A 23,300-nucleotide genomic window follows, 5' to 3' on the forward strand; every position below is an offset into this window, starting at 1 on the left:
CCGCCCAGTGTGGTGGCCTCAGGCGTAGAGCGCCTCGATCCGATCGGCGTAGCGGGCGTGCACCCCGCGCCGCTTGAGCTTGGAGGTGGGGGTGAGCACGTCGGTGTCCGGCAGCCACTCCTCGCCGAGGATGGCCACCTTCTTGACGGCCTCGGCGTTGTTGAACTCGGCCATCACCTCCCGCACGCCCTGGTCGACCGCGGCGACCACCTCGGGGTGGGCGGCCAGGTCGTCGAGGTCGTCGAACTCGATGCCCTGCCCCTTGGCCCACACGGGCGCCACCTCGGGATCGAGGGTGACGAGGGCGGACACGAAGGGACGCTTGTCGCCGATGGCGCAGGCCTGCCCGATGAGCGGCACGAGCTTGAGGGAGGCCTCGAGATTGGCCGGGCTCACGTTCTTGCCACCGGCGGTGATGATGAGCTCCTTCTTGCGGTCGACGATGCGCAGGTAGCCGTGCTCGTCGATCACGCCGATGTCGCCGGAGTGGAGCCAGCCGTCGTCGTCGAGCGCCTCGGCCGTCTTCTCCGGCGCGTCGAGGTACCCGCCGAAGACGTTGCCGCCCCGGAAGACCACCTCGCCGTCGTCGGCCAGGGCCACCTCGGTCCCGGGGATCGCCGGTCCGACCGTGCCCGCCTTGACCCGCGTGGGGGTCCAGGTCATCGGACCGGTGGACTCCGACATGCCGTAGATCTCCGACATGGGCACACCGATGGCGCGGAACCAGGTGAGCACCTCGGCAGGGATCGGCGCCGCTCCGCTCACGGCCCCCAGGACCTGGTCGAGCCCGACCAGCTCACGGACGGGTCGGAAGGCGACCTCGTCGAGGAAGGCCCACGTCGCCAGCTGCTCCTCGGTGGCCTCCCCCCAGTCGATGGCCCGGGCGATGGGCGTGGCCGCGGCGATCGCGTCGTCGAACTGCTGCTTCTTCTCCGGGTCGAGGCCGAGGGCGGCGTTCACGCCGGCGTGGATCTTCTCGAAGACCCGCGGCACACCGAACAGGAAGTGGGGACGCACCTCCTTGAGGTAGGTCGACAACAGGGAGGGGTCGGGGCAGGTGGTGACCTCGTAGCCGAGCATGAGCCCGGCGTAGTGGGAGGTGACCCGCTCGGCGATGTGGGCCATGGGCAGGTACGACACGACCCGCTTGCCGACGTGGTCGTCCCACGGCAGGAGCGGCTTGAGGCTCTCGAGGGTCCACACCGCGTTGCGATGGGTGATGGTGACGCCCTTGGGCGGCCCGGTGGTGCCCGAGGTGTAGATGATGGTGGCCAGGCTGGCAGGGTCGACCTCGGCGGAGGCGGGCTCGAGGTCGAGCGGCTCGCTCTGCAGGAGGTCGGCCAGCGCGACACCGTCGTCGGGCAGCTCGCCGTCGGGCTGGGCCACCACGAGGTGGCGGAGGCGGGGCAGCTCGTCGCGCACCGCCAGGAAGCGGTCGAGGAAACCGCGGTCCTCCACCACGGCCACGACCGCCTCGCAGTGGCCGGCGAGGTAGGCGATCTGCTCCGGCGACGACGAGTTGTAGATCGACACGGGGGTGGCGCCGAGCGAGGCGACGGCCAGGTCGACGACGTGGAACTCGGGGACGTTGCGCAACATGAGCACCACCCGATCGCCCGACCGCACGCCGAGGTCGCGCAGGCCGGTGGCCAACCGGGCCACGCGGTCGCGGTACTCGGCGTAGGTCCAGTGGTGCCAGGTCTCGTCGTCGCCGCGCCAGCGGAGGGCCACCTGGTCGGGGATGCGGGCGCTGAGCGCGGCGAACTCCCCGGGGATGGTGCGGCCGTCGGCCAGCGCGTCCAGGTCGGATTCGGTCACCTCGGTGACGGCCATGGGGTCTCCTCGGGTCGACGGGCTGTGTCGCGGGTCACAGTAGGGGCCCATTGTGGCCCAGTGTCGGCCGGCCTGTCCCGTCGTGGGTGACGATTCCGTCAGCGAGCGCGCGGCACCGCGGCGGGCCGGGCCGCTCGGTTGTGGGGACCGACGACGAGGCGGCACACTTGGCCCCGCAGAGTCTTGACCGAACGGTCAAGAACGCTCCCGCTCCTCGGCCCGAAGGGACCCACCATGACCACCGCGGTGATCGTCGATGCCATCCGCACCCCCGGCGGCAAGCGCAACGGCTCCCTGTCGGGCTGGCATCCCGCCGACCTGGCCGCGGAGACGCTCCGGGCCCTCGTGGACCGCAACGACCTCGACCCGGCGCTGGTCGAGGACGTGATCATGGGCTGCGTGATGCAGGCCGGCGCCCAGGCCCTCAACATCGGACGCAACGCCGTGCTGGCCGCCGGCTTCCCCGAGTCGGTGCCGGCCACCAGCATCGACCGCCAGTGCGGCTCCTCGCAGCAGGCGGCCCACTTCGCGGCCCAAGCCGTGATGGCCGGGGTGCACGACGTCGTGATCGCGGCCGGGGTCGAGGTCATGAGCCTGGTGCCGATGGGGGCCTCGGTCTCCAAGAACGTGGGCTTCCCGTTCGGACCCCGCATGGAGGCCCGCTACGCCGAAGCCGGCGGCCTCGTGCCCCAGGGCATCTCGGCGGAGATCATCGCCGACCGCTGGGACCTGTCCCGCGAGGACCTCGACGCCTACGGCGCCCGGTCCCAGCAGCGGGCGGCAACGGCTCGCGACGAGGGTCGCTTCGAACGCGAGATCCTCGCGGTCGCGGCCAAGCCCCGCGACAAGGAGACGGGCGAGCTGATCCGGTCCGACGCCACGCTGACCGCCGACGAGGGCATCCGCGACACCACGACCGCCGACACCCTCGCCAACCTCAAGCCCGCCTTCAAGCCCGACGGCAAGATCACCGCCGGCAACTCCAGCCAGATCACCGACGGGGCCTCGGCGCTACTCGTGATGAGCGAGGAGAAGGCCGCGCAGCTCGGCCTCACCCCCCGTGCCCGGTTCCACAGCTTCGCCCTGGCCGGTGTCGACCCGGTGACCATGCTCACCGGGCCCATCCCCGCCACCCAGAAGATCCTCGACAAGTCCGGGCTCTCCATGGACGACATCGACCTGGTGGAGATCAACGAGGCCTTCGCCTCGGTCGTGTTGGCGTGGGAGAAGGAGCTCCACCCCGACATGGACAAGGTGAACGTCAACGGAGGGGCCATCGCCCTCGGCCACCCCCTGGGGGCCTCGGGCACCAAGCTCATGGCCACCCTGCTCAACGAGCTCGAGCGCACCGGCGGCCGCTACGGCCTGCAGACCATGTGCGAGGGCGGCGGCCTGGCCAACGCCACCATCATCGAACGCCTGGGCTGACTCGCCCCTCCGCTGACTCCGGCGACCGTGCCGCGGTCGGTGCCAATGATTGCAATGATGGGGACCGCCACACCATGGGGGTCCACATGCCGAATGACGAGCGCAACACCGCACCAGCCGCCTTCCCGCGGCTCTTCAGCCCCCTGCGCATCGGCCCCCTGACCGTCCGCAACCGCATCGTCAACACCACCCACGGCACCGGGCTGGGTGCCGACCGCGACGTGCGCTACCTGCAGGAGCGGGCCCGGGGCGGGGCGGGCCTGCTCGGTGTGCACGGTGGGGGCGGCGTCTACGGCTACGCCCTCGGCCCGGGGCCGGAGGCACCCGCACCGGACTGGGACCACAAGGCCCTCTCGCCCGTGAGCGCTGCGGGCATCGCCTTCTACGACGAGACCACGATCCCCGCCCTGCGCCGTCGGGCCGAGGTGATCCACGCCGAGGGGGCGCTCGGGTACGGGCAGGTCTACCACTCGGGCGCGGCTCGCCACGGGGCCATCCCCGGACCGCTCATGGCGCCCTCCGCCGTCGCCGACCCCTACGAGGCTCTGGTCCCGCACCCTCTCGACGAGCACGAGATCGCCGAGCTGGTGGTCGGGTTCGCCCACTCCATTCGACGCATCGCCGAGGCCGGTCTCGACGCCGCCGAGATCCACGGCGCCCACGGCTACCTGGTCAACCAGTTCCTCTCCCCCTGGGCCAACCGCCGCACCGACGGATGGGGCGGGGATCGGGAGCGCCGGCTCCGGTTCGTGCGGGAGGTCCTCGCCGCGGCTCGTGCGATGGTCGGGCCCGACTTCCCGATCGGCATCCGCATCGGCGCCGACGGCGACGGCGAGTCGCGGGGGATCACCATCGAGGAGCTGGCCGGCATCGCCGGCGACCTGGGCGACGAGGTGGCGTGGGTCAGCGTGAGCGGCGGCAACTACGCCGGGTTCGGCGACGGCCCCGAGGTCGCCTACGTGAGCCCCTGGTACCGCGAGCCCGGCTTCAACGTGGCCGCGGCCGCCGCGGTGCGCGCCGCCACCGACGTGCCCGTCCTCGTCACCGGGCGCATCGCGGACCTGGCCATCGCCGAGAGCGTGCTGGCCGAGGGCCACGCCGACCTGGTCGGCATGGTCCGGGCCCTCATCGCCGATCCCGACCTGCCCAACAAGGCCCGGGCGGGACGGGCCCACGAGGTGCGCATGTGCCTCGGGATGTCCGAGTGCCACGCCATCGGCTCGCACCGGGTCCCCGTCACCTGCGCGGTCAACGCGGCGGCCGCCCGTGAGGACGAGATGGAGCTGGTGCCCACCGAGACCGCCCGCAAGGTCGTGGTCGTCGGCGCCGGGCCGGCCGGCATGGAGGCGGCGCGGGTGGCCGCGGAGCGGGGCCACGAGGTGTGGCTGGCCGACGCCTCCCGCCAGCTGGGCGGCACCCCGGCGGTGCTGGCCCTCGACCCGAACCGACGCAACCTGCGAGACCACGCCGCCTGGTTCGAGGGGGAGCTGCGACGCCTGGGCGTGCAGCTCGTGCTGGGCAACGCGGTCACCGCCGACGAGCTGGTCGACTTCGGGGCCGACGTGGTGGTGGTGGCGACCGGCGCCCGACCCCTCGTCCCCGACGTGCCCGGCATCGCCGACCCAAGGGTCGTCACCGCCCTCGACGTGCTCGGCGGGACCCCGGTCGGCTCGACCGCGCTGGTCGTGGGCGAGTTCGAGAAGCACCTCGGGCCCCCCACGGTCGCCGAGTTCCTCGCCGACCGGGGCGCACAGGTCGAGCTCGTCTCCCAGCAGTTCGACTTCGCGTCCGGCGCCGAGGACGGGACCCGCCTGCCCCTGCGCCAGCGCCTGGCCGGCAAGGGCGTGACCGTGTCGCTGCTGCACCGCCTCGTCGAGGTCGACGAGGCCGGCGCCGTCGTCGAGGACACCCTGACCCGCGAGCGACGCCACCTGGCCGACGCCACCGTGGTGCTGGCCTGCGGGTCGCTCCCCGACGACCGGCTCGCCCGGGAGCTCCGGGGTCGGGTCCCCGAGGTCCACGTGGTGGGCGATGCCCTCGCGCCCCGACGGATGATGCACGCCACCCTCGAGGGCGCCCGGGTCGCCCTGGCCCTCTGAGGGCGGCGGCGTCCCTCCGGCCCCCTAGCCTGGACCGCGATGCGCCTGCGCCACCCCGCCATCCTCGGCTTCGTCGCCCTCGCCGCCGCGGCCGCCCTGCTCGCTGGGTTCCAGCTCTGGCGGGTGGTCGTGGCCGCCCTCGCCTGCTGGCTGATCCTGCGCGTGGGCGTGTTGATGCTCGGGGGCATGGCCCGCCCGATCCCCGAGCCCCCACCCGCCGGCGAGCTGCGCAAGGTGAAGATCGCCTACCGCTGCGAGATCTGCGGAACCGAGGTCCGCATGACGATCGCGCCGGACATGGAGCCCGATCCTCCCCGGCACTGCCAGGAGGAGATGACGCTCATGACCCCCGTCGAGGACCTCTGAGGCGTCCCGGGCCGACCGAGCCGCCCAGGGCGACGGCCAGACGACGTCCGTGCGACGAACGTGACAACTGGGCGGCGGGCAAGTTACATCGATGTGACCCTCCCCAGTGCTGTCCACAGCCTGTGGAGAGCACGGACGGGCCTTCTGCCGCCGGCCGAGCGCCCGGGCCGGGCCGGCGCGGCTAGCGGTACTGGGTGGCGGTGATGATGCCGGCCAGGATGAAGCCCAGGCCGCCGAAGAGCCACCAGTTGCTGGCCGCACCGGGCAGGAGCGCCTCGGTGTAGTGCAGGAAGATCACCACCACGCCGAGCGCGAACAGCGCCAACATCAGCCAGGGCACCCAGACGGGGCTCACCGTCTGGGACTTGGGCACCGGCGGCGTGTAGCGGGTCGACGCCTCGGGCCCACCGGCTCCCGACGCGGGATCACCCTTCTTGGGGGACGGGCCGCCCTTGGGGGTGACCCGCCCGCCGGTGCGGCGGGTGGGAGCGGGGCGCTTGTCGCTGCTGGCCATGCCGGGAATCTACTTCGGCCCAACCCGTGCAGGGACGGCGCGGGGACACGGGTACCTTGGCGGGCGATGGCCGCCCGGATCCTCGTGCTCGACAACTACGACTCGTTCGTGTTCAACCTGGTGCAGTACCTCGGGGAGCTCGGGGCCGAGCCGCTCGTCCACCGCAGCGACGAACTCACGCTCGAACAGATCGTGGAGCTCGAACCCGACGGCGTGCTCGTGTCCCCCGGGCCCGGGCGACCCGAGGACGCCGGGCTCTCCAACGACGTGATCCGCCACTTCGCCGGGCGTCGTCCCGTGTTCGGCGTGTGCCTCGGCCACCAGTGCATCGGGCAGGTCTTCGGCGGCGAGGTCGTCCGCGCCCCCGAGATCATGCACGGCAAGACCTCGCTGGTGCGCCACCACGGTCACGGGGTCTTCGCCGGGCTGCCCCAACCGCTCGAGGCCACCCGCTACCACTCCCTGGTCGTCGACCGCGCCTCGGTCCCCGACGAGCTCGAGATCACCGCCGAGACCGACGAGGGGCTGGTCATGGGTCTGCGCCACCGCACCCACGACGTCGAAGGGGTGCAGTTCCACCCGGAGTCCATCCTCACGGCGTCCGGGCACCAGCTGGTGGCCAACTTCCTCGAGCGCTGCGAGGGCTGAACCCGGGTCCGGTCGGCCCCGGCGATGCCGGTCGGGCCGGCACCGGATCGTCCCCGAGGCGACGGATCAGCCGCCCGCGGTGGTCGAGGTGGTGGGCGCCGTGGTGGTCGTCGTCGTGGGCGGCGCGGTCGTGGTGGTGGTGGTGGTGGTCGTCGTCGTCGTGGGCGGCGGGCCGGTCGACACGATCAGGACCACCCTGGATCCTTCGGCCACCTCGGTGCCCGAAGGCGGTTCGGTGCCGATCACGTTGCCGGCGGCGACCGAGGTCGACGGCTCCTCGCGGGTGTCGACCTGCAGCCCCAGCTGACCCAGGGTGTTGGCCGCGGCCGACGAGCTCTGGTTGAACAGGTCGGGGACGGTCACCTGCGGCGGGCCGGACGAGACGATCAGCTGCACCACCGAGCCCTTCTCGGCCATGGAGCCTCCCGCCGGGTTCTGGCTGATGACGTCGCCGGCCGGGACCTCGGAGTCGGGCTGCTCGCGCACCTCGGGCACGAACTGCTCGGTGCGCAGCAGCGATTCGGCGGCGGCGCGGGTGCGACCCGCCACGTCGGGCACCTCGACCTCGCCCAGCCCGGAGCTGACCCGCAGCACGACGGTGGAGCCGTCCTCGGCCTTGGTGTTGCCCTCCGGCGTCTGCTGGAACACCTCGCCCACGGGGCGGTCGCTGGCCTCCTCCCGGATGTCGGTGCGGAAGCCCTCGTCCTCGATGCGGGGCACGGCATCGGCGATCTGCAGGCCCACGACGTCGGGCACCGTCACCTCGGCCGAGGGCTGGTCGAGCTGCGAGCCGATGAAGAACAGGCCGGCGCCGAGCACGATGAGCAACAAGATGAGGATGGCGACGTAGAGACCGGTGCGCTTGGGCTTGTCGTCGGACGGTGGGTAGGCCGGCGTGCCCTGCCCGGGGGTGACGGGGCCCACGGGCCCGGTGGGCGGCGGGGTGAGCACCGGGCCACCGGCGCCGGTGGCGGGGACGGCCACGGTGGCATCGGCACCCGCCCCTGCGGCGGCGAGCCCGGCGGCCGCGCCGGCGGCGGCGGCCGCGGCCCCGCTCAGGGCGACGACGGGCTTGCGCTCGAGGAAGCGGCGCAGGTCGGCCCGCAGGTCTTCGGCTGAGGCGTAGCGCCCGGCGGGTGCCTTCTCGAGCGCCTTCAGGGTGACGGCCTCGAGCGCGGCGGGCACGTTGGCGTTGATGCGCGTCGGCGGGACCACCGCCTCCTGCACGTGCTTGTAGGCGATGGCCACCGGGGTGTCGCCGGTGAACGGCGGCCGGGTGGTGAGCATCTCGTAGAGCACGCACCCGAGGCTGTAGACGTCGCTGCGGGGATCGACGGCGTGCCCTTGGGCCTGCTCCGGTGAGAAGTAGGTGGCGGTGCCCATGACCGACCCGGCCTGGGTGAGGTTGACGGCAGCCTCGCCGGCCTGGCCGGCCTGGGCGATGCCGAAGTCGGCCACCTTCACCTGACCGGCGGAGGTGATGAGGATGTTGCCGGGCTTGACGTCGCGGTGCACCACGCCGTTGCGGTGAGCGAAGGCGAGGGCGGCGGCGCAGTCGGCCGTGATCTCGGCGGCCCGGTCGGGGTGCAGCGGGCCGTCGGAGCGGATGATCTCCGACAGCGGGCGTCCCTCCACGTACTCCATGACGATGAAGTAGGTGTCGTACTGGGCGCCCCAGTCGTAGACGGCGACCACGTTGGGGTGGTTCAGGTTGGCCGCCGCCTGGGCCTCACGCCGGAAGCGCTCGACGAAGGTCTCGTCCTTGGCGTTCTCGGCGAACAGCACCTTGACCGCCACCGGGCGGTCGAGCAGCAGGTCGCGGGCGAGGTACACGTCGGCCATGCCGCCCCGGGCGAGCTTGCGGTGCAGTTCGTAACGGTCGTTGAAGACGGTGGGCCCCGTCGGCGTGTCGGACATACGGCCGCCACACTACCGATGGCCCCCCTGGCCACCGGGGCACCCTCAGGGACGGGCCAGCGCAGCCTCGAGGACGGCCCGGGCGATGGGCCCGGCGACGCGACCGCCGGTGGCCTCGCTGCCGCCGTCCTGGTCCAGCACCACCACGGCGACAGCCACGGTGGCGGGTTGGCCCGGCGGGCCCGCGAACCCGATGATCCAGGTGTGGCTGCGGGGCGGATCGGTGCCCAGCTGGGCGGTGCCGGTCTTTCCGCCCACCTCGAACCCGGGGATGCGCAGGGCAGTGGCGGTGCCGTCCTCGACGACGCCGATCATGTCGACCCGCATGGTCTCGGCGTTGGTCGGCGACAGCGGGGTGAGCCAGGGCTCCGGGTCGGCCTCGTCGACGAGGCTGCCCTGGCGGTTGCGGATCTCGGTCATGAGGTGGGGCCGCATCATGGTGCCCCCGTTGGCGACGGCCCCCGCCACCATCGCCATCTGCAACGGGGTGGCCTGGACGTCGCTCTGCCCGATGGAGGACTGCGCCAGCTTGGGCGGGTTGGACACCACGTCGGGGGGGAAGAACGACTGGGCCGGAGCCGGCATGTCGATCGGCACGTCGCGGTTGAAGCCCCACGACTCGGATCCCTGCACCATGAGCTCGCCGCCGATGGTCTCGGTGCCCATCTGGGCGAAGGAGGAGTTGCAGGACACGGCGAGGATCTCGGGCAGCGTGCCACCGCACACCCGCCCCCCGAAGTTGGAGATGACCAGGTCGGTCTGCGGCGCCGTGTAGCCCGAGACGAACGGGTAGGACGGCTCGTCGTTGGTGACGGTGCCCGTCTCGAGGCCGACGGACCCGGTGACCACCTTGAAGGTGGAGCCGGGGAAGTAGCGGTCCTGGTACTGGTGGGCTCGCAGGGGCGTGCCCGGAGCCAGGTTGTACAGCGCCCAGGCCTGCTCGGTGGCCTCGATGTCGGTGCCCGACAAGGCGTTGGGGTCGAAGGTCGGGTAGCTCCAGAAGCTGAGGATCTCGCCGGTGCGTGGGTCGATGGCCACGACGGAGCCCTCACGCTCGCCGAGCTGGTCCCTGGCGATCTGCTGGAGGTCCTGGCGCACCGAGACGGTCATGTTGCCGACGTTCTCGTTGGCCACGAAGAGATCGGCGAAGCCCCGGACCTGCTGGCCGAAGGTCTGGCCGGTGAGCTCCTCGGAGTACTCGCGCTCGAGGCCCGACGCCCCGAACTGGAAGGAGAAGTAGCCGGTGACGTGGCCGAACAGCTCGCCCTCGGGGTACACGCGGAGACGGTCGAACTCGGAGTCGACGTCGGGGTTCGGGATGCTCTCGGCCAGCAGGACGCCGTCGCCGGAGGTGATGGCGCCCCGGGCCCGGTTGAAGTCCTGGCGGATGGGGGCGGTGTTGAGGGGGTTGTTGGCCAGGTCGTCGGCGTCGATGACCTGGATCCAGTTGAGCTTGACGAAGAGCGCGACGTAGCAGAGCATCAGCGCCACCCCGAGGCGCCGGATGTTGCGGTTCACCCGTGCCCCCCGCCCACGGCGGGCATGGCGCCGGTGTCGGCGTCCACGGACGGCACCGTGGCCCGCCTGCGGTCGCTGATGCGCAGGAGCAGGGCCAGCAGCACGTAGTTCACCACCAGCGACGAACCGCCGTAGGACATGAACGGCAAGGTGACGCCGGTGAGGGGGAGCAGGCGGGTGACGCCGCCGATGATGAGGAAGGCCTGCACGCCGAGCAGCAGGGTGAGCCCCGTGGCGAGGAGCTTGTCGAAGGCGTGCTCGGCCAGCGAGGCGATGCGCAGCCCGGCGCCGACCATCAACAAGAAGGCGACGATGACGACGGTGCCGCCCAGCAGGCCCAGCTGCTCGACCACCACGGCGAAGATGTAGTCGCTCTCGCTGGCCGGGATGCGCACCGAGCTGCCCAGCCCCAGGCCGGTGCCGGCCAGGCCACCGAACCCCATGGCGAAGAGGCCCTGGATGATCTGGTAGCCGGAGTCGCTCGGGTCCTGCCACGGGTCGAGCCAGATGTCGACGCGCTGGCGCACGTGGCTGAAGGCGGACCACGCGAACCAGGCCCCGGCCGCGAACAGCCCGCCGCCGAGCACGAGGAACGAGGGTCTGTCCGTGGCCACCCAGAGCATCACCACGAACAGGGCGAAGAACATCAGCGAGGACCCCAGGTCCTTCTGGTACACCATCACCACCAGGGTCACGAGCCAGGCGATGACGACCGGACCGAGGTACTTGGGATCCGGGAGGCGAAGGGGGCCGAGCTTCCACACACTGGTGGCGATGAGCTCGCGCTGGTCGGCCAGATAGGCCGCGAAGAACAGCGCCAGCACCACCTTGGCCACCTCGCCGGGCTGGAAGTTGACCGGCCCGAGGCCCACCCAGATGCGGCTGCCGTTGATCTCCCTGCCGATGCCGGGGATGAGAGGCAACAGCAGCAGGCCGATGCCCACGAGGGCGAAGGTGTAGCGGTAGCGCTCGAGGTCGCGCGGGCGCTTCACCACCACGAGGGTGGCGATGAACGCCCCGACACCGATGGCGGTCCACAACGCCTGCTGGCGGGCGAGCTCCTCGCCGGAGGGCATGTTGGGCATCGGGGGCAGGCCGGCGATGAGCACGTAGCCGAGCCCGTTGAGCACGGCAGCGACGGGCAACAGGATCGGGTCGGCGTCCGGGGCCAGGCGACGCAGCGCCACGTGGGCCCCGAGCAGCAGGCCGAGCACGATCACGAGGAAGGGCACCACGTTGGCCGGGATGCGGGCCTCGGCCCCGAGGCTGGCGAGGACGTAGGCGCCGGCGGTGATGATGACGGCCAGGAGCATCAGCCCCAGCTCGGTGTTGCGCCGGTTGGTCACGGCACGATCACCGGCCCCAGGGTGACCGGGTCGGCGGGCTCGACGGGGACGGTGGTCGTGGTGGTGGTGGTGGTCGTCGTCGTGGTCGTCGTGGTCCGCTCGTACTGCTCGACGAGGTTGGCGACGTAGCGGCGGGCGTCGTCGAGGCTGGAGGTCTCGTGGCCGGCCTCGACGTCCTGGCGGAAGGCGGCCGGCACCTGGTCGGCGTCGAGCTCGGTGGTCTCGGCCAGCTCGGGCTGGATCCACAGCACCCCGCCGGGCTTGCCCCGGTAGATGGCGACCTGGTCGCCGTCGAGCGCCACGTAGTAGGTGCCCGTGCCGGCCCACACCACCGCGCCCACGGCCACGCCGACGACCGCCAACAGGGCCACCGCGAACACCGCCACCCGCCAGGTGACGCGGCTTCGGGGGCGGTCGAGGTCGCCTCGACCCTGCCCGTCGTCCGCGCCGCTGTCGGCGACCGCCGCCTCCTCCCCGTCCCCGTCGGGCGGCCCGGCACCATCGACGCGGTCCTCCCCAGCGACGGCGGCGGTGATGCGGGTCGCCGGGCGGGCGCCGGAGGGACCGGGCCCGCCATCGGCGAGGACATCGACGACGAGGAGCGTGATGTTGTCGCGGCCACCGCCCTCGAGAGCCAGACGGACGAGCTCGTGCGCTGCTTCCTGGGGATCGGCGAGTCGGCGCAGCGTGGCCGCCAGCCGGTTGTCGTCGACCTCGTTGAAGAGACCATCGCTGCACACCAGGTAGCGGTCGCCCTCGACCGGGGTGATCTCCCAGGAGTCCACCATCACCTTGGTGTCGATGCCGAGCGCCCGGGTGAGGATGTTGCGTTGGGGGTGCACGGCGGCCTCGGCCCGGGTCAACCGGCCCTGGCGCTCCATGGTGGCCACCAGGCTGTGGTCCTCGGTGATCTGGGTGAGCTCGCCGTCGGACAGCAGGTAGAGGCGCGAGTCGCCCACGTTGACCACGGCGATGGCGTCGTTGCCGTCGTCGTCGACGAGGGCCATGGCGCACAACGTCGTGCCCATGCCCTCGAGGTCGGGGTCAGCGGTGGCTTCGGCCACCACGGCCTCGTTGGCGTCCTGGACGGCTTGCACCAGGACCTCGGTGCCGGCCGAGGTGAAGCGCTCCTGCACGGTGCGCACCGCCAGCTCGCTGGCCGTGGCCCCACCGCGGTGGCCGCCCATGCCGTCGGCGACGACGAACAGCCCGTCGACGGCCAGCAGCGCGTCCTCGTTGGCCTGACGCACCCTGCCGGTGTCGGTGGCCGAACCCCAGGCGAAGCGCGTCACCGCAGTTCCAGCACCGTGTTGCCGACCTGGACCCGGTCACCCCGCTGCACGACCATCGGGCCCGAGACCCGTTGGCGGTTCATCCAGGTGCCGTTGGTCGAGCCGAGGTCCTCGACCAGCCACTGCCCGTCGCGGGTGAAGACGCGGGCGTGGATCTGCGACACGTACGTGTCGTCCACGGTGATCTGACAACCGGCCGCCCGACCGATCGAGGCCTCGTTGCCCAGCGGGTAGGCGCGGCCCCGCTGGTCGGCGGGGTCCACCACCACCAGCTCGGGCACCGCCTTGGCCGCCTTCTCGGCCGCTTTGCGGGCCCGCCGGCCAGGCGGCGCCGCGGTCGGGCCGGCGGCCGGCGCAGCCGGGGCCGCAGTGGGTGCGGGTGTTCGCAGCTCGGCCCACACGGCGCGCAGCACACGGAAGAAGAACAGGTAGAGCAGCGCCAGCAGGCACAGCTTCAGGACGAAGAGCAGCTGGTCGGACACCCGGCTACGACGCCTGGAACGTGAGGCGGACGTTGCCGAAGCCGAGCTCGTCGCCGTCGCGGAGCTCCCGCTCGGTGACGCGCACCCCGTTGACCCGGGTGCCGTTGGTCGAGCCGAGGTCGACGACCACGAAGCCGTCGCCCCGCGACTGGATCTCGGCGTGACGCCGGCTCACGTTGGGATCGACGACGGTGATGTCGCACTCCGGCAGGCGGCCGACGCTGATGGTGCCCTCCCGCAGGACGTAGCGCTCGCCGGTGGGCAACATGAGCGAGCCGGCGCCCGTGCCACCGGGGCCCTCGCGGAGCCGGGCGTCGATGTGGAAGGTGCCGGTGCGCTGTTCGGGGTCGACCACCAGCTCGGCCTCGACCGGGCCGAGGAACGCGTAGCCCTCGTCGCGGGCGTGCTCGCGAGCGGCGTCGCACAGCTCTCTACAGAGCGTGTCGGCGATGTCGGCGAAGCTGTCGTGGTCGTCGGTGGAGATGTGGATGGTGAAGGAGTTGGGGGCGACGACGCGGCCCCGGACGTCGACCGATCGGTGGTCGTCCATCTCCCGCGTGAGGCGCCGCCCGATCTCGATCGGGCGCACGCCGCTCTTGAAGACCCGCGAGAACATGCCTTCCACGGCATGCTCGAGGCGGCGTTCGAAGCCCTTCAGTCCCACGGCCGACACGTTACCCAGGCTCTTGCGGCACCGGTCGCCACGGCTCCCTCCGACTCCCTGGCGCTGCCCCGCCACGACGATTCGTGGGGTCAGCCGGCTCCGGCTAGCCTGACGATTCCACTCGCGCGAGTGGCGGAATTGGCAGACGCGCAGGATTCAGGTTCCTGTGTCCGAAAGGACGTGGGGGTTCAAGTCCCCCCTCGCGCACGACACGACGACGACGACACGACGACGACGGCGTCCTCAGGCTTCTGAGGGCCTCGCGCTCAGGCAACCGGGGCGGGGCTCGGTGACCGGCCGCTGGACAGCGTCTTGGACCGCCGGCGTTTGGCCATCGTCGGCCCACTCGGACTGGAGACCGGACCCAGGCGATCGGGCTGGTCCCTTCGCGTCCAACCATTCGTCGTACCTGCCCCGAATCAGGTCCTCCGCCGCCGCCAGTCCGCCGACCGGCCGAAGCGCCGGTGGGTGGTGCCCTCCCTCCGTGGCTGCGAGCGGCACCCCAGTCACGGGCGAGGAAATGATTGCCGTGCAAGAATGAGCGCCATGGACGACGTGGGTCCCCTCGACTGCTTCGCCCCGGACATCCTCGAAGGACAGACGGCGATCGTGACCGGCGGAGGCACAGGACTCGGGCGCGAGGTGGCACTCGCCCTCGCCCGGCTGGGCGCCGACCTCGTCATCGCATCGCGAGACCCTTCGAACCTGGAGGTCACCGCCCAGGAGATCGAGGCGTCGGGACGATCCTGCGTGGCCGTGCCCACCGACATCCGCGACACCGACGACGTCGATCGACTCCGCGAGGCCGTGGTGGATCGGTTCGGCTCACCCCACATCCTCGTGAACAACGCCGGTGGCCAGTTCCCGGCCTATCCCGGCTCCATCAGCGACCGCGGCTGGCGATCCGTGGTGGACCTCAACCTCAACGGGACATGGAACGTGATCAGTCGGATCGCGCCGCTCATGGTCGAGGCCGGCAGAGGTTCGATCGTCAACATCGTGCACATCTTCAGCTTCGAGCGCGGCGCGACAGCCTTCGTCCACTCGGGCGCAGCCAGGGCAGGCGTGGTCAACCTGACCCAGAGCCTGGCTCAGTTCGCCGGGAGGGCGGGCGTCCGGGTCAACGCCGTGGCCCCGGGCACGGTCGACACGGCGGGAATGCTCGACAACGAGGCTGGACCCATAGAGGACATGGCGGGCCTGGCTGATCTGCTCGGTGACGTCGCCGCAGGGATCCCCGCAGGACGCATCGCCGAGACATCCGAGATCGCCTCTGCGATCGTCTTCCTCTGCACTCCCGCGAGCCGGTGGGTCAACGGCGTGGCCCTACGGGTCGACGGCGGGGAGTACGCCGGCCACTGGCCTGCCGTCGATCGTCCCGCCTGGTGACGAACGAGCTGGCACGCAACGTCACGAACCCTGAGCTGCTCGGCCAGCTGTAGCGGCCCATGCACCGGGATCGAAGGGTGTGAAGCGCCGGCTCCGGACGTGTGAAGGATCAATCGGCCTGGGCTGGCGACGCCAACGACAGCAGTCCGATTGCGGTTCTCTGAGGACCCCACGACGGGGTCCTCAGGTTTCTGAGGGCCTCGGCTCCAGGAGTCCCCGGCGGAGCACCTCGCGTCTCACCATCTCCAGGACGTCGGAGCCCGGGTGGCCCGTCGGTCAGAGGCGCCCGAGCTCGTCGGCGACGAGTCGGGTGATGTCGCGCTGCGGCCCGAGTCGCCACTCGCGCCAGGGGAGCCAGTCGTACCAGCGGGCCAGGGCGCGGAAGTCGAGTTCGGCGCTGATGAGCTCCTCGTTCGCGCCGGCCTGGGCCAGCACCACGCCGAACCCGGGGAACTCGGGGCCACCGATCACGCTGCCCCCCGCCCAGGTCGGTGGGCCATGGGCGTCGCCCACCCGGTTGGCCGACGCCGCGAACACCAGGTTCTCCTGGGCCCGGACCAGCGTGGCGTGCTCGAGGTTCTGGCGGGCACGCGGGAGGTCGGACCGCCCGGTGGGGTTGACCAGCAACCGGGCTCCCTTGAGGGCGAGCACCCGGCACAGCTCGGGGTTGTTGTAGAAGTCGTAGCAGATGGAGATCCCGATCGGGCCGAGCTCGGTGTCGAACACGGGCAGCGCGTCGCCGGGGGTGAAGCGGTCGGTCTCGAGCGGGATGCCGAGGTGCAGCTTGCGGTAGGTGCCCACCAGGCCCGAGGGAGCCACCACGTTGGCCGAGTTGTGGAGGACCCCGCGGTCGTGGGCGTCGGCTTCCTCGAAGCCGTAGATCACGTGCACGCCGAGCGAGCGGGCCGCCTCGGCGATGGTCCCGCAGGACGGGCCGTCGGCCACCTCCGCCTGCTCGAGGTGCCAACCGCACGGGGCATGGGCCGCCGCGCAGTCGGCGCACTCCCCCCACGTGCCGAGCGCCAGCTCGGGGAACACCACCAGGTCGGCCCCACCGGCGGCCGCCTCGCCCATGACGGACACGACCTTGGCGACCGTCGCCTTCTTGTCCCGAGGGACCGACGCGAAGTTGGCGCAGGCCACGGTGACGACGCTGGGACCGAGAGCAGGATCGTCGGGACGCACGCGATCGATCATGGCAGAAGGCACCCGACGGCGATCGCGTCCGCCCCGAGCCCCCCGTCGAGCGGACCGGGACTTCTCCCGGCCCCGACGCACCTGCCGCGGGGAGCACACCTCGGCGCAGTCGGCCAGACTGCCGGGCCAGGGGTTCCACGAGGTGAGGGGCACGATGGCACGACGGGTGATCCAGTTCTCGACGGGCAACGTGGGGCGCCACGCCCTCAGGGCCCTGATCGAGCGACCCGACCTCGAGCTGGTGGGGGTCCACGCCTCGAGTCCCGACAAGATCGGGTGCGACGCCGCCCGGCTCTGCGGGCTCGACGAACCCACCGGCGTCATCGCCACCGACGACATCGAGGAGCTGCTGGCACTCGAAGCCGAGTGCGTCGTCTACACGTCCCAGGCCGAGATGCGCCCCCAGGAGGCGCTCGCCGAGCTCACCCGCTTCCTGCGGGCCGGCACCAACGTCGTGGCCACGTCACTCGTCTGGCTGATCTACCCGCCTCACGCCGATGCCTGGCTGGTGAACCCGCTCACCGAGGCCTGCCTCGCGGGCGGCACCACCATGTACGTCAACGGCATCGACCCCGGGTTCTCGGGCGACGTCCTCGCCTTCGCCGCGTTGAGCCTCACCACCCGGGCCGACACCATCAGGGTCCAGGAGATCTGCGACTACGGCACCTACGACGACGCCGAGTTCACCGGTGCGGCCATGGGCTTCGGCACCGACCCCGACCACACGCCGCTCATGTTCCACCCCGGCGTCCTCACGTCCATGTGGGGCGGCCCCGTCCGGCTGCTCGCCGACGAACTGGGCGTGGAGCTCGACGGCATCGAGGAGCACCTCGAGAAGTGGGTCACCCCCGAGCCCATCGACTGCACGATGATGAGAGTCGAGCCCGGCCGGGTGGCGGCCGTGCGCTTCTCGGTGGAGGGCATCGTCGACGGTCGCCCGGCCATCGTCATGGAGCACGTCAACCGACTCACCCCGGCGGCCGCCCCCGACTGGCCCTACCCTCCGGAGGGACACCTCGGGGTCCACCGCTGCGTCGTCACCGGCGATCCCGGCATCGAGATCAACACCCACGTCGGCCTGGGCGACACCGACGTCAACACCGCCGGCGTCATCGCCACCGCGGCCAAGGCCGTCAACGCCATCCAGGCCGTCTGCGACGCGCCACCGGGTCTGGTCTCGGTGCGCGACCTCCCGCTCGCCCAGGCCACCGGCCTGATGCACTCCTGAGGGCGCGAGCCCTCCACGGCCCAACGGTTGTGGCGATCGCCACGCCCGTCCCGGGAGGCGTCGGCTCGCCACGTCACTAGGTTCGGTCTCGTGCCTCTCCCATCGGGGCGGCGCGGCTTCGCGCCCACACCCCTCTTCCAACCCGGATGACCGCCACGCTCGAACGCTCCGAGCGGCACCTGCGCGGCTCGCTGCTCGCCGCCGTGCCGTTGCTGGTCGCCGTGGCGTTGTTGATGGCCGGCAACGGGCTGACGTCCACCCTGCTCGGGATCCGAGCCGGGCTCGAGGGCTTCGCCCCCGGGATCGTCGGTGTGGTGCTGGCCGGGTACTACCTCGGCTTCGCCGTCGGCTCGATGGTCGCTCCCAGCACGATCACCCGCGTGGGCCACGTCCGGGTCTTCGCCGGCCTCGCCTCCCTGGCCTCGGCCGCCGTGCTCCTGCACGTCATCCGACCCGAGCCGCTGACCTGGTTCCTCCTGCGCGCCGTGACCGGCATCTGCATCTCCGGGCTGTACGTGGTGACCGAGACCTGGCTCAACGGCGCGGCCACCAACCGCACCCGAGGCACGCTGTTCTCCATCTACATGGTCGTCGTGGGCGGCTCGCTGCTCGGCGGACAGCTGCTGTTCTCGGTCACCGACCCCGCCGGGTTCGGCGCCTTCGTGATCGCGTCGGTGCTCGTGTCGCTCGCCGTCGTGCCGATCTCGCTGGCCGACGTCGTGGCCCCACCGACGGTGGACCCGGCGCCGCTGTCGTTCCGGGCCCTGGTCGCCACTGCGCCCTTGGCCGCCGTGGGCGCGGCGCTGTCCGGCTTCACGGGCGCGGCCATGATCGGCGCCGGCGTGGTCTACGCCGCCCAGTCCGGCTTCGACAACATCGCGACGGCCCTGTTCATCGCCGCCACCCTCGCCGGCGGCCTGCTCCTGCAGCTGCCTCTCGGCGCCTGGTCGGACCGGACCGATCGACGGGTCGTCATCGCCGTCGCCGCCACGCTGGCGGCCGTCGTCGCCCTGGTGGCCGCCACCATCGACGCCGACCGACGCCTGATCATCATCGCCATGACCATGGTCGCCGGCGGGGTGACCTTCCCGTTGTACGCCCTCTGCAATGCCCACCTCAACGACTACCTCGACTCCGACCTCGTGGTGGCCGGCGGGGCCCGCATGGTGCTCGTCAACGGCATCGGCTCGGTGGCCGGCCCCATTCTCGGCGCCACCGCGGTGGGCGCGTTCGGGCCCGGTGGCCTCTTCGTGGTGGTGGCGATCGCCTACCTCGTCATCGCCGTCTACGCCGTCTACCGCATGACCCGCCGCGCGGCGGTGAGCGAAGACGAGCGGGCGCCATTCGTGCCCTCGCCGGTGGGCCTCGGCGCCACCACCCCCTTCGTCGAGACCGACGTCGACGAGCTGTACCCCCCTCACGAGGGGGTCGTCGTGCTCGACGGGCGGGGGTTCACCTACCGCGAGAGGGGCAACGGTGCCCCCGTGGTCCTCATCCACGACCACGACCGCGGCTTCGCCTCCATGGCCGGTCTCCTTCCGGCCCTCGCCGCCGACGGCCTGCGGGCCATCGCCCCGTTCCTCGGCGGTCGCGACGACACGACCGCGGCCGACGACGTGCCCGCCGAACCCGACCGCCAGGACCTCGACGATCTGCTCGGGGTCCTGCGCCACCTGGAGCTGCCGTGGATCACGGTCGTCGGCTGCGGCAGCGGGGCCGCGATGGCGCAGCGGTTCGCCACCGAGCACCCCGACCGGGTGGAGGCCATCGTGGTCCTCGTCGACGATCCCGCCGAGGTCACCACCGCCGACGAGGCCGACACGCCCTCCCGACCCCGGCTCGTGCTCGACCGCATCGCGCTCGACATCGACCCCGAGGACGTCGCCGACGACATCACCGACTTCCTGCGCCACGAGGTGCACGTCCAGGTGAGCGGCCCCAGCAGCGTCTAGGACCTGCCGCCTGCTCCGGTCAGCCGGTCAGCCGGTCAGCCGGTCAGCCGGGCGGACGGGCGGGCACCAGCACCCCCAGCTCCGCCATCCGCTCCCGGTAGCGCTCCCACGCCGCCGACGCCTGCCCGTGGGCACCCAGGGCCCGCAGGGCGTCGACGAGGCCACGGTGGGCCGATTCGTCGTAGGGGTCGTCGGCGAGGAGCGTCCGGAAGCCCTCGGAGGCGCCCAGGTGGTCGCCGACCGCGACCGCCTCGGTGGCCGAGAGCCGCAGCACCCGCACGTAGGCGGCGGTGGTCTCGGACCGGAAGGCCTCGGCCCACGGCGCGTAGGGCTCGTCGGGCAGCGCCTCGCCCCGGTAGGCGTCGCGGGCGGCCCGCAGGTGATCGACCGCGTCGGGGGCGCGCGCCGCGTGGGCCGCGACCGCGTCGTCGGCCAGGGCGAGGAAGCGCTCGGCATCGACGGCGACGGTCCTGGTGTCGAGCCGGATGGCACCCGCCTCGGTGACGACGTGGGTGTTGGTCGGACCACGGCGCTCGGGATCGAGCGAGCGCCGCACGGTCGACAACGCCACGGACAGGCGGTTGGACAGCACCTCGGGGTCCTCTCCGGGCCACAGCAGGTCCATCATCGTCTCGCGGGGCACAGGGGCGCCTCGGCGGGCCACGAGGATCTTCAACAGCTCACGGGCCTTGCGGGAGGTCCAGGTGGCCACCGAGCCGTCGAGGGCGGTCACCTCGAACGTGCCCAGCACGGCGAGCGACGGCCGTCCGGGAGGGTCGAGCGGCCGGGGCGCGTCGGCCCGCGCCACCACGGCGCCCGGCGCCGGGGGGCGGCGCCGGGCGAGGCGGGCGACGAGCTCCTCGAGGCGGGGCACGAGCACGGTCAGCTGCAGCTCGCGCACCGCCACCTCGGCTTCGGCGACCAGCGCCTCGACGCGGCCGGCGTCCCCCCGGTCCAGGTCGAGCAGCGTGCCGGCCAGGGCCAGCTGGGCTTGCGCCAACCAGGGCCGGGCCCCGAGGCGGGCGCAGACGGCGACGGCGCGATCCAGGTGGGCGACGCCTTCGTCCACGTGGCCGAGCCTCAACGCCAGCCGCCCGAGGGGGCGGGCCACCGAACCCCACACCGCCGCGCCCATACCGATGGGGACCACGTGGTCGGCGTAGGGCAGCAGCGCATCCCAGAGCTCGGCGACCACGGCGTCGTCGGCCAGGTCGGCGGCGGCGTCGGCGGCCGTCACCAGGGTCAGCAACGTGTGCTGCCCGGACACCATGGCGGCGGGCGAGGGGACGCGGGCCAGGGCCCCGCGGGCGGCATCGGCCCGACCGTCTCCCCACCACAGCCAGGCCAGAACCGCATCCCACAACGGCTCCTCGGGCTCGAGGCGCCCCATCTCCAGGTAGACGGGTTCCATCTCCGCGATCCGTCCCCGCATCCAGAGAGCCACCCCGAGCTGACCGCCGTAGACCCCGGGCCCGTCGGGGTCCTCGAGCTCCTCGGCGATGGCCAGGCACTCGAGCGCCAACCGCTCCACCTGGTCGTGACGCCCGTCGAGCATCGCTCGCATGCAGCGGAACCACAGGGCGTGGCGTGCGAAGCGGGGTTCGGCGATGGTCCCGAGGACGTCGTCCTGGGCCGCCAGCTCCGCGTCGAGCTCACGCACGTCGCCGCGCTCCAGCAGGGCCCCCATCAGCAGGAAGCGGCCGTGCACGGCGAGGTCGTGCTCGCCGGTGTCCTCGGCCAGCGCCACGATCTCGCGCGCCGCCTCGAGGCGTCGACCGAGGGTGGCCGGGCCCAGATCGACGACGCTGGCGGCCACGAGCGCGATGCCCAACGCCACCGGGTCGCCCACCCGCCGGGCCATGGTCACGGCGTCGGCGGCGGCCCGTCGCGCCCCGGCGACCCGGGAGGTGACGGTGGACGACGCCAGGTTGGCCAGCAGCCGGACCCGCTCGGTTCCGTCAGTCCCGGGGAGGGCCGCGAGGGCCTCCGTGCACTGGGCCGCCCGCTCCCGTGAGACGTCGCCGGTGAAGAAGTACTCGATGCCGTGGCGCGCCGCGATGCGGGCCCGGAAGGTCGGGTCGGGGACCTGGCGGGCCGCCGCCCAGGCTCGGGCGTAGGCCGGCTCGGCGGCCGGTCGACCGAAGGCCCGGGCCGAGGCCCCGGCGAGCTCGAAGCTCGTCGCCGCGATCATCCGGACCTCGTCGGGATGGTCGTCGAGCGCCTCGAGCGCCCTCTGGAGGTGGGTGACGGCGTCCTCGTGGGCGAACGACGCGGTGGCCACCTCGGCGGCGAGCGTGCAGGCCGCCACCGCCTCACGCCAGACGTCGGGGCCGGCCGCACAGAGGTGGTGGGCGCAGATCGCGGCCGAGGCACCGTGCTCGGCGGCGCGGGCGGCGGCGAGGCGGTGCAGCTGCTCGCGCCGGCCGGGCGGCACCGAGTCGGCCGCCACCTCGGCCAGCAGCGGATGGGTGAAGCGCAGCGACCGTCGCTCGCCGAGCACGCGGGCCGCGACCGCCCGACCGAGGAGCTCCTCGGTCCGGTCGAGCGGAACGCCGACCAAGGCAGCCACGTCGGGTGCCGTCCCGCCCGGGCCGAGCACGGCCCGGGCCGCCAGCACCTCGGTCACCTCCGGTCCGAGCGCGGCCAGGCGGGTGCGTACCGCGGTGGCCAGCGCCGCCATGCCGATCTCGGGGACCGAACCCGTGGGGTCGGCCGTCGCCTGCAGGACCTGCTCGACGTAGAGGGGGTTGCCGCCCGTGAGGGCGTAGAGGTCGGCAGCTCGGTGGACGTCGCCGGTGAGCTCGGCCACCGCCTCCACGTCGAGCCCGTGGAGGGGGACGACCTCGGCGACGTGGCGTAGCGCACCGAGGGCGTCGGCCACCCGATCGGTGACCTCCTCCCCCGTGCGCACGGTCGCCACCACCGCGACGTCGGCCGTGCGGAGGTGCGCCAGCACGAACCGCAACAACGACAGGGTCGGCGGGTCGGCCCGGTGGAGGTCGTCGAGGACCAGCAGGAGCGGGGCACGGGACGCGGCGCTGTGCAGCGCAGCAGCGACGGCGTCGAACAACTCGAAGCGGTCTCGAGCCGTCTCCCCCTCGAGCACGAGCGGCGCCAGCTCCACCCCTCCCGTCCGCCCCCGGAGCTGGCGCACGATCTGGGTCCACGGCCAGTACGGCGGCGTCCCCGACTCGTCCCAGCAGGTGGCCCAGGCCACGCTGCGACCCGTGCGCCGGGCCACCCCCGTGGTCTCGACGGCGAGGCGGGTCTTGCCGATGCCGGCGTCGCCGACGATCAGGTGGAGTCGGGCTCCCCTCGCCGTGGGCTCGGTGAACGAGAGGGTGAGGGCCGCCAGCTCGTGGGCGCGCCCGACGAACCCGTCTGGGTCCGAGGCGGTAGCGCCTCGTGGGCGTGGGACGACCATCTC

At 72.5% G+C, this 23,300-nt stretch carries 17 protein-coding genes and 1 tRNA gene; 8 read left to right on the top strand and 10 right to left on the bottom strand.

Features of this window, described 5'->3' with window-relative positions:
* Positions 1-18 precede the first annotated feature (18 nt).
* The gene (locus tag LUW87_RS09730) at positions 19-1,833 is read right to left on the bottom strand and encodes an AMP-dependent synthetase/ligase (RefSeq protein WP_232670982.1); all 1,815 of its coding nucleotides are present in this window, start codon (positions 1,831-1,833) and stop codon (positions 19-21) included.
* Positions 1,834-2,067: 234 nt separating this feature from the next.
* Between LUW87_RS09730 and LUW87_RS09735 the strand changes: the two genes are divergently transcribed.
* The 3 genes from LUW87_RS09735 (at position 2,068) to LUW87_RS09745 (ending at position 5,726) form a co-directional block, all read left to right on the top strand.
* Positions 2,068-3,261 carry a thiolase family protein gene (locus LUW87_RS09735; protein ID WP_232670983.1) on the top strand — a complete coding sequence of 398 codons (1,194 nt, stop codon included), beginning with the start codon at positions 2,068-2,070 and terminating at the stop codon, positions 3,259-3,261.
* 86 nt (positions 3,262-3,347) lie between these two features.
* Positions 3,348-5,360, top strand: coding sequence for an oxidoreductase (locus LUW87_RS09740; protein ID WP_232670984.1), 2,013 nt, complete (start codon positions 3,348-3,350; stop codon positions 5,358-5,360).
* A gap of 39 nt (positions 5,361-5,399) precedes the next feature.
* Positions 5,400-5,726 (top strand): hypothetical protein, encoded by a 327-nt coding sequence (locus tag LUW87_RS09745; protein WP_232670985.1) that lies wholly within the window; start codon positions 5,400-5,402, stop codon positions 5,724-5,726.
* A gap of 181 nt (positions 5,727-5,907) precedes the next feature.
* Here the strand turns inward: LUW87_RS09745 and LUW87_RS09750 are convergent, their stop codons facing one another.
* On the bottom strand, positions 5,908-6,240 hold the full coding sequence (locus tag LUW87_RS09750) for a cell division protein CrgA (RefSeq protein ID WP_232670986.1): 333 nt from the start codon (positions 6,238-6,240) through the stop codon (positions 5,908-5,910).
* Between the two features lie 66 nt (positions 6,241-6,306).
* Between LUW87_RS09750 and LUW87_RS09755 the strand changes: the two genes are divergently transcribed.
* Positions 6,307-6,888: an anthranilate synthase component II gene (locus LUW87_RS09755; protein ID WP_232670987.1), complete on the top strand. Its 582-nt coding sequence runs from the start codon at positions 6,307-6,309 to the stop codon at positions 6,886-6,888.
* Between the two features lie 66 nt (positions 6,889-6,954).
* Here the strand turns inward: LUW87_RS09755 and pknB are convergent, their stop codons facing one another.
* The 6 genes from pknB to LUW87_RS09785 are packed head-to-tail and all read right to left on the bottom strand — an operon-like array spanning position 6,955 to position 14,107.
* Positions 6,955-8,805: a Stk1 family PASTA domain-containing Ser/Thr kinase gene (pknB, locus tag LUW87_RS09760; RefSeq protein ID WP_232670988.1), complete on the bottom strand. Its 1,851-nt coding sequence runs from the start codon at positions 8,803-8,805 to the stop codon at positions 6,955-6,957.
* 45 nt (positions 8,806-8,850) lie between these two features.
* Positions 8,851-10,323 (bottom strand): peptidoglycan D,D-transpeptidase FtsI family protein, encoded by a 1,473-nt coding sequence (locus tag LUW87_RS09765; protein ID WP_232670989.1) that lies wholly within the window; start codon positions 10,321-10,323, stop codon positions 8,851-8,853.
* Positions 10,320-11,669, bottom strand: a complete 1,350-nt coding sequence (locus LUW87_RS09770; protein ID WP_232670990.1) for an FtsW/RodA/SpoVE family cell cycle protein — start codon at positions 11,667-11,669, stop codon at positions 10,320-10,322. The genes LUW87_RS09765 and LUW87_RS09770 overlap by 4 nt, the downstream gene beginning before the upstream one ends.
* Positions 11,666-12,961, bottom strand: coding sequence for a Stp1/IreP family PP2C-type Ser/Thr phosphatase (locus LUW87_RS09775; protein ID WP_232670991.1), 1,296 nt, complete (start codon positions 12,959-12,961; stop codon positions 11,666-11,668). The genes LUW87_RS09770 and LUW87_RS09775 overlap by 4 nt, the downstream gene beginning before the upstream one ends.
* Positions 12,958-13,443, bottom strand: a complete 486-nt coding sequence (locus LUW87_RS19215; protein ID WP_232670992.1) for an FHA domain-containing protein FhaB/FipA — start codon at positions 13,441-13,443, stop codon at positions 12,958-12,960. The genes LUW87_RS09775 and LUW87_RS19215 overlap by 4 nt, the downstream gene beginning before the upstream one ends.
* Before the next feature lie 4 nt (positions 13,444-13,447).
* On the bottom strand, positions 13,448-14,107 hold the full coding sequence (locus tag LUW87_RS09785; RefSeq protein WP_232670993.1) for an FHA domain-containing protein: 660 nt from the start codon (positions 14,105-14,107) through the stop codon (positions 13,448-13,450).
* Positions 14,108-14,230: 123 nt separating this feature from the next.
* Here LUW87_RS09785 and LUW87_RS09790 point away from each other — a divergent pair.
* Positions 14,231-14,314 (top strand) — tRNA-Leu (locus LUW87_RS09790).
* 339 nt (positions 14,315-14,653) lie between these two features.
* Complete coding sequence (locus LUW87_RS09795; protein WP_232670994.1) at positions 14,654-15,496, top strand: SDR family NAD(P)-dependent oxidoreductase; 843 nt, start codon at positions 14,654-14,656, stop codon at positions 15,494-15,496.
* A 276-nt stretch (positions 15,497-15,772) separates the two neighbouring features.
* Here LUW87_RS09795 and LUW87_RS09800 read toward each other — a convergent pair whose 3' ends face one another.
* A complete protein-coding gene (locus tag LUW87_RS09800; RefSeq protein ID WP_232670995.1) occupies positions 15,773-16,693 on the bottom strand; it encodes a carbon-nitrogen hydrolase family protein in 921 nt (306 codons plus the stop codon).
* Positions 16,694-16,847: 154 nt separating this feature from the next.
* Between LUW87_RS09800 and LUW87_RS09805 the strand changes: the two genes are divergently transcribed.
* Positions 16,848-17,921: an NAD(P)H-dependent amine dehydrogenase family protein gene (locus tag LUW87_RS09805; protein ID WP_232670996.1), complete on the top strand. Its 1,074-nt coding sequence runs from the start codon at positions 16,848-16,850 to the stop codon at positions 17,919-17,921.
* A gap of 146 nt (positions 17,922-18,067) precedes the next feature.
* A complete protein-coding gene (locus LUW87_RS09810; RefSeq protein WP_232670997.1) occupies positions 18,068-19,873 on the top strand; it encodes an MFS transporter in 1,806 nt (601 codons plus the stop codon).
* Positions 19,874-19,916: 43 nt separating this feature from the next.
* Here the strand turns inward: LUW87_RS09810 and LUW87_RS09815 are convergent, their stop codons facing one another.
* Positions 19,917-23,297 carry an ATP-binding protein gene (locus tag LUW87_RS09815; RefSeq protein ID WP_232670998.1) on the bottom strand — a complete coding sequence of 1,127 codons (3,381 nt, stop codon included), beginning with the start codon at positions 23,295-23,297 and terminating at the stop codon, positions 19,917-19,919.
* Positions 23,298-23,300: the final 3 nt, after the last annotated feature.

The organism is Rhabdothermincola salaria (assembly GCF_021246445.1).
GTDB lineage: Bacteria > Actinomycetota > Acidimicrobiia > Acidimicrobiales > Acidimicrobilacustridaceae > Rhabdothermincola_A > Rhabdothermincola_A salaria.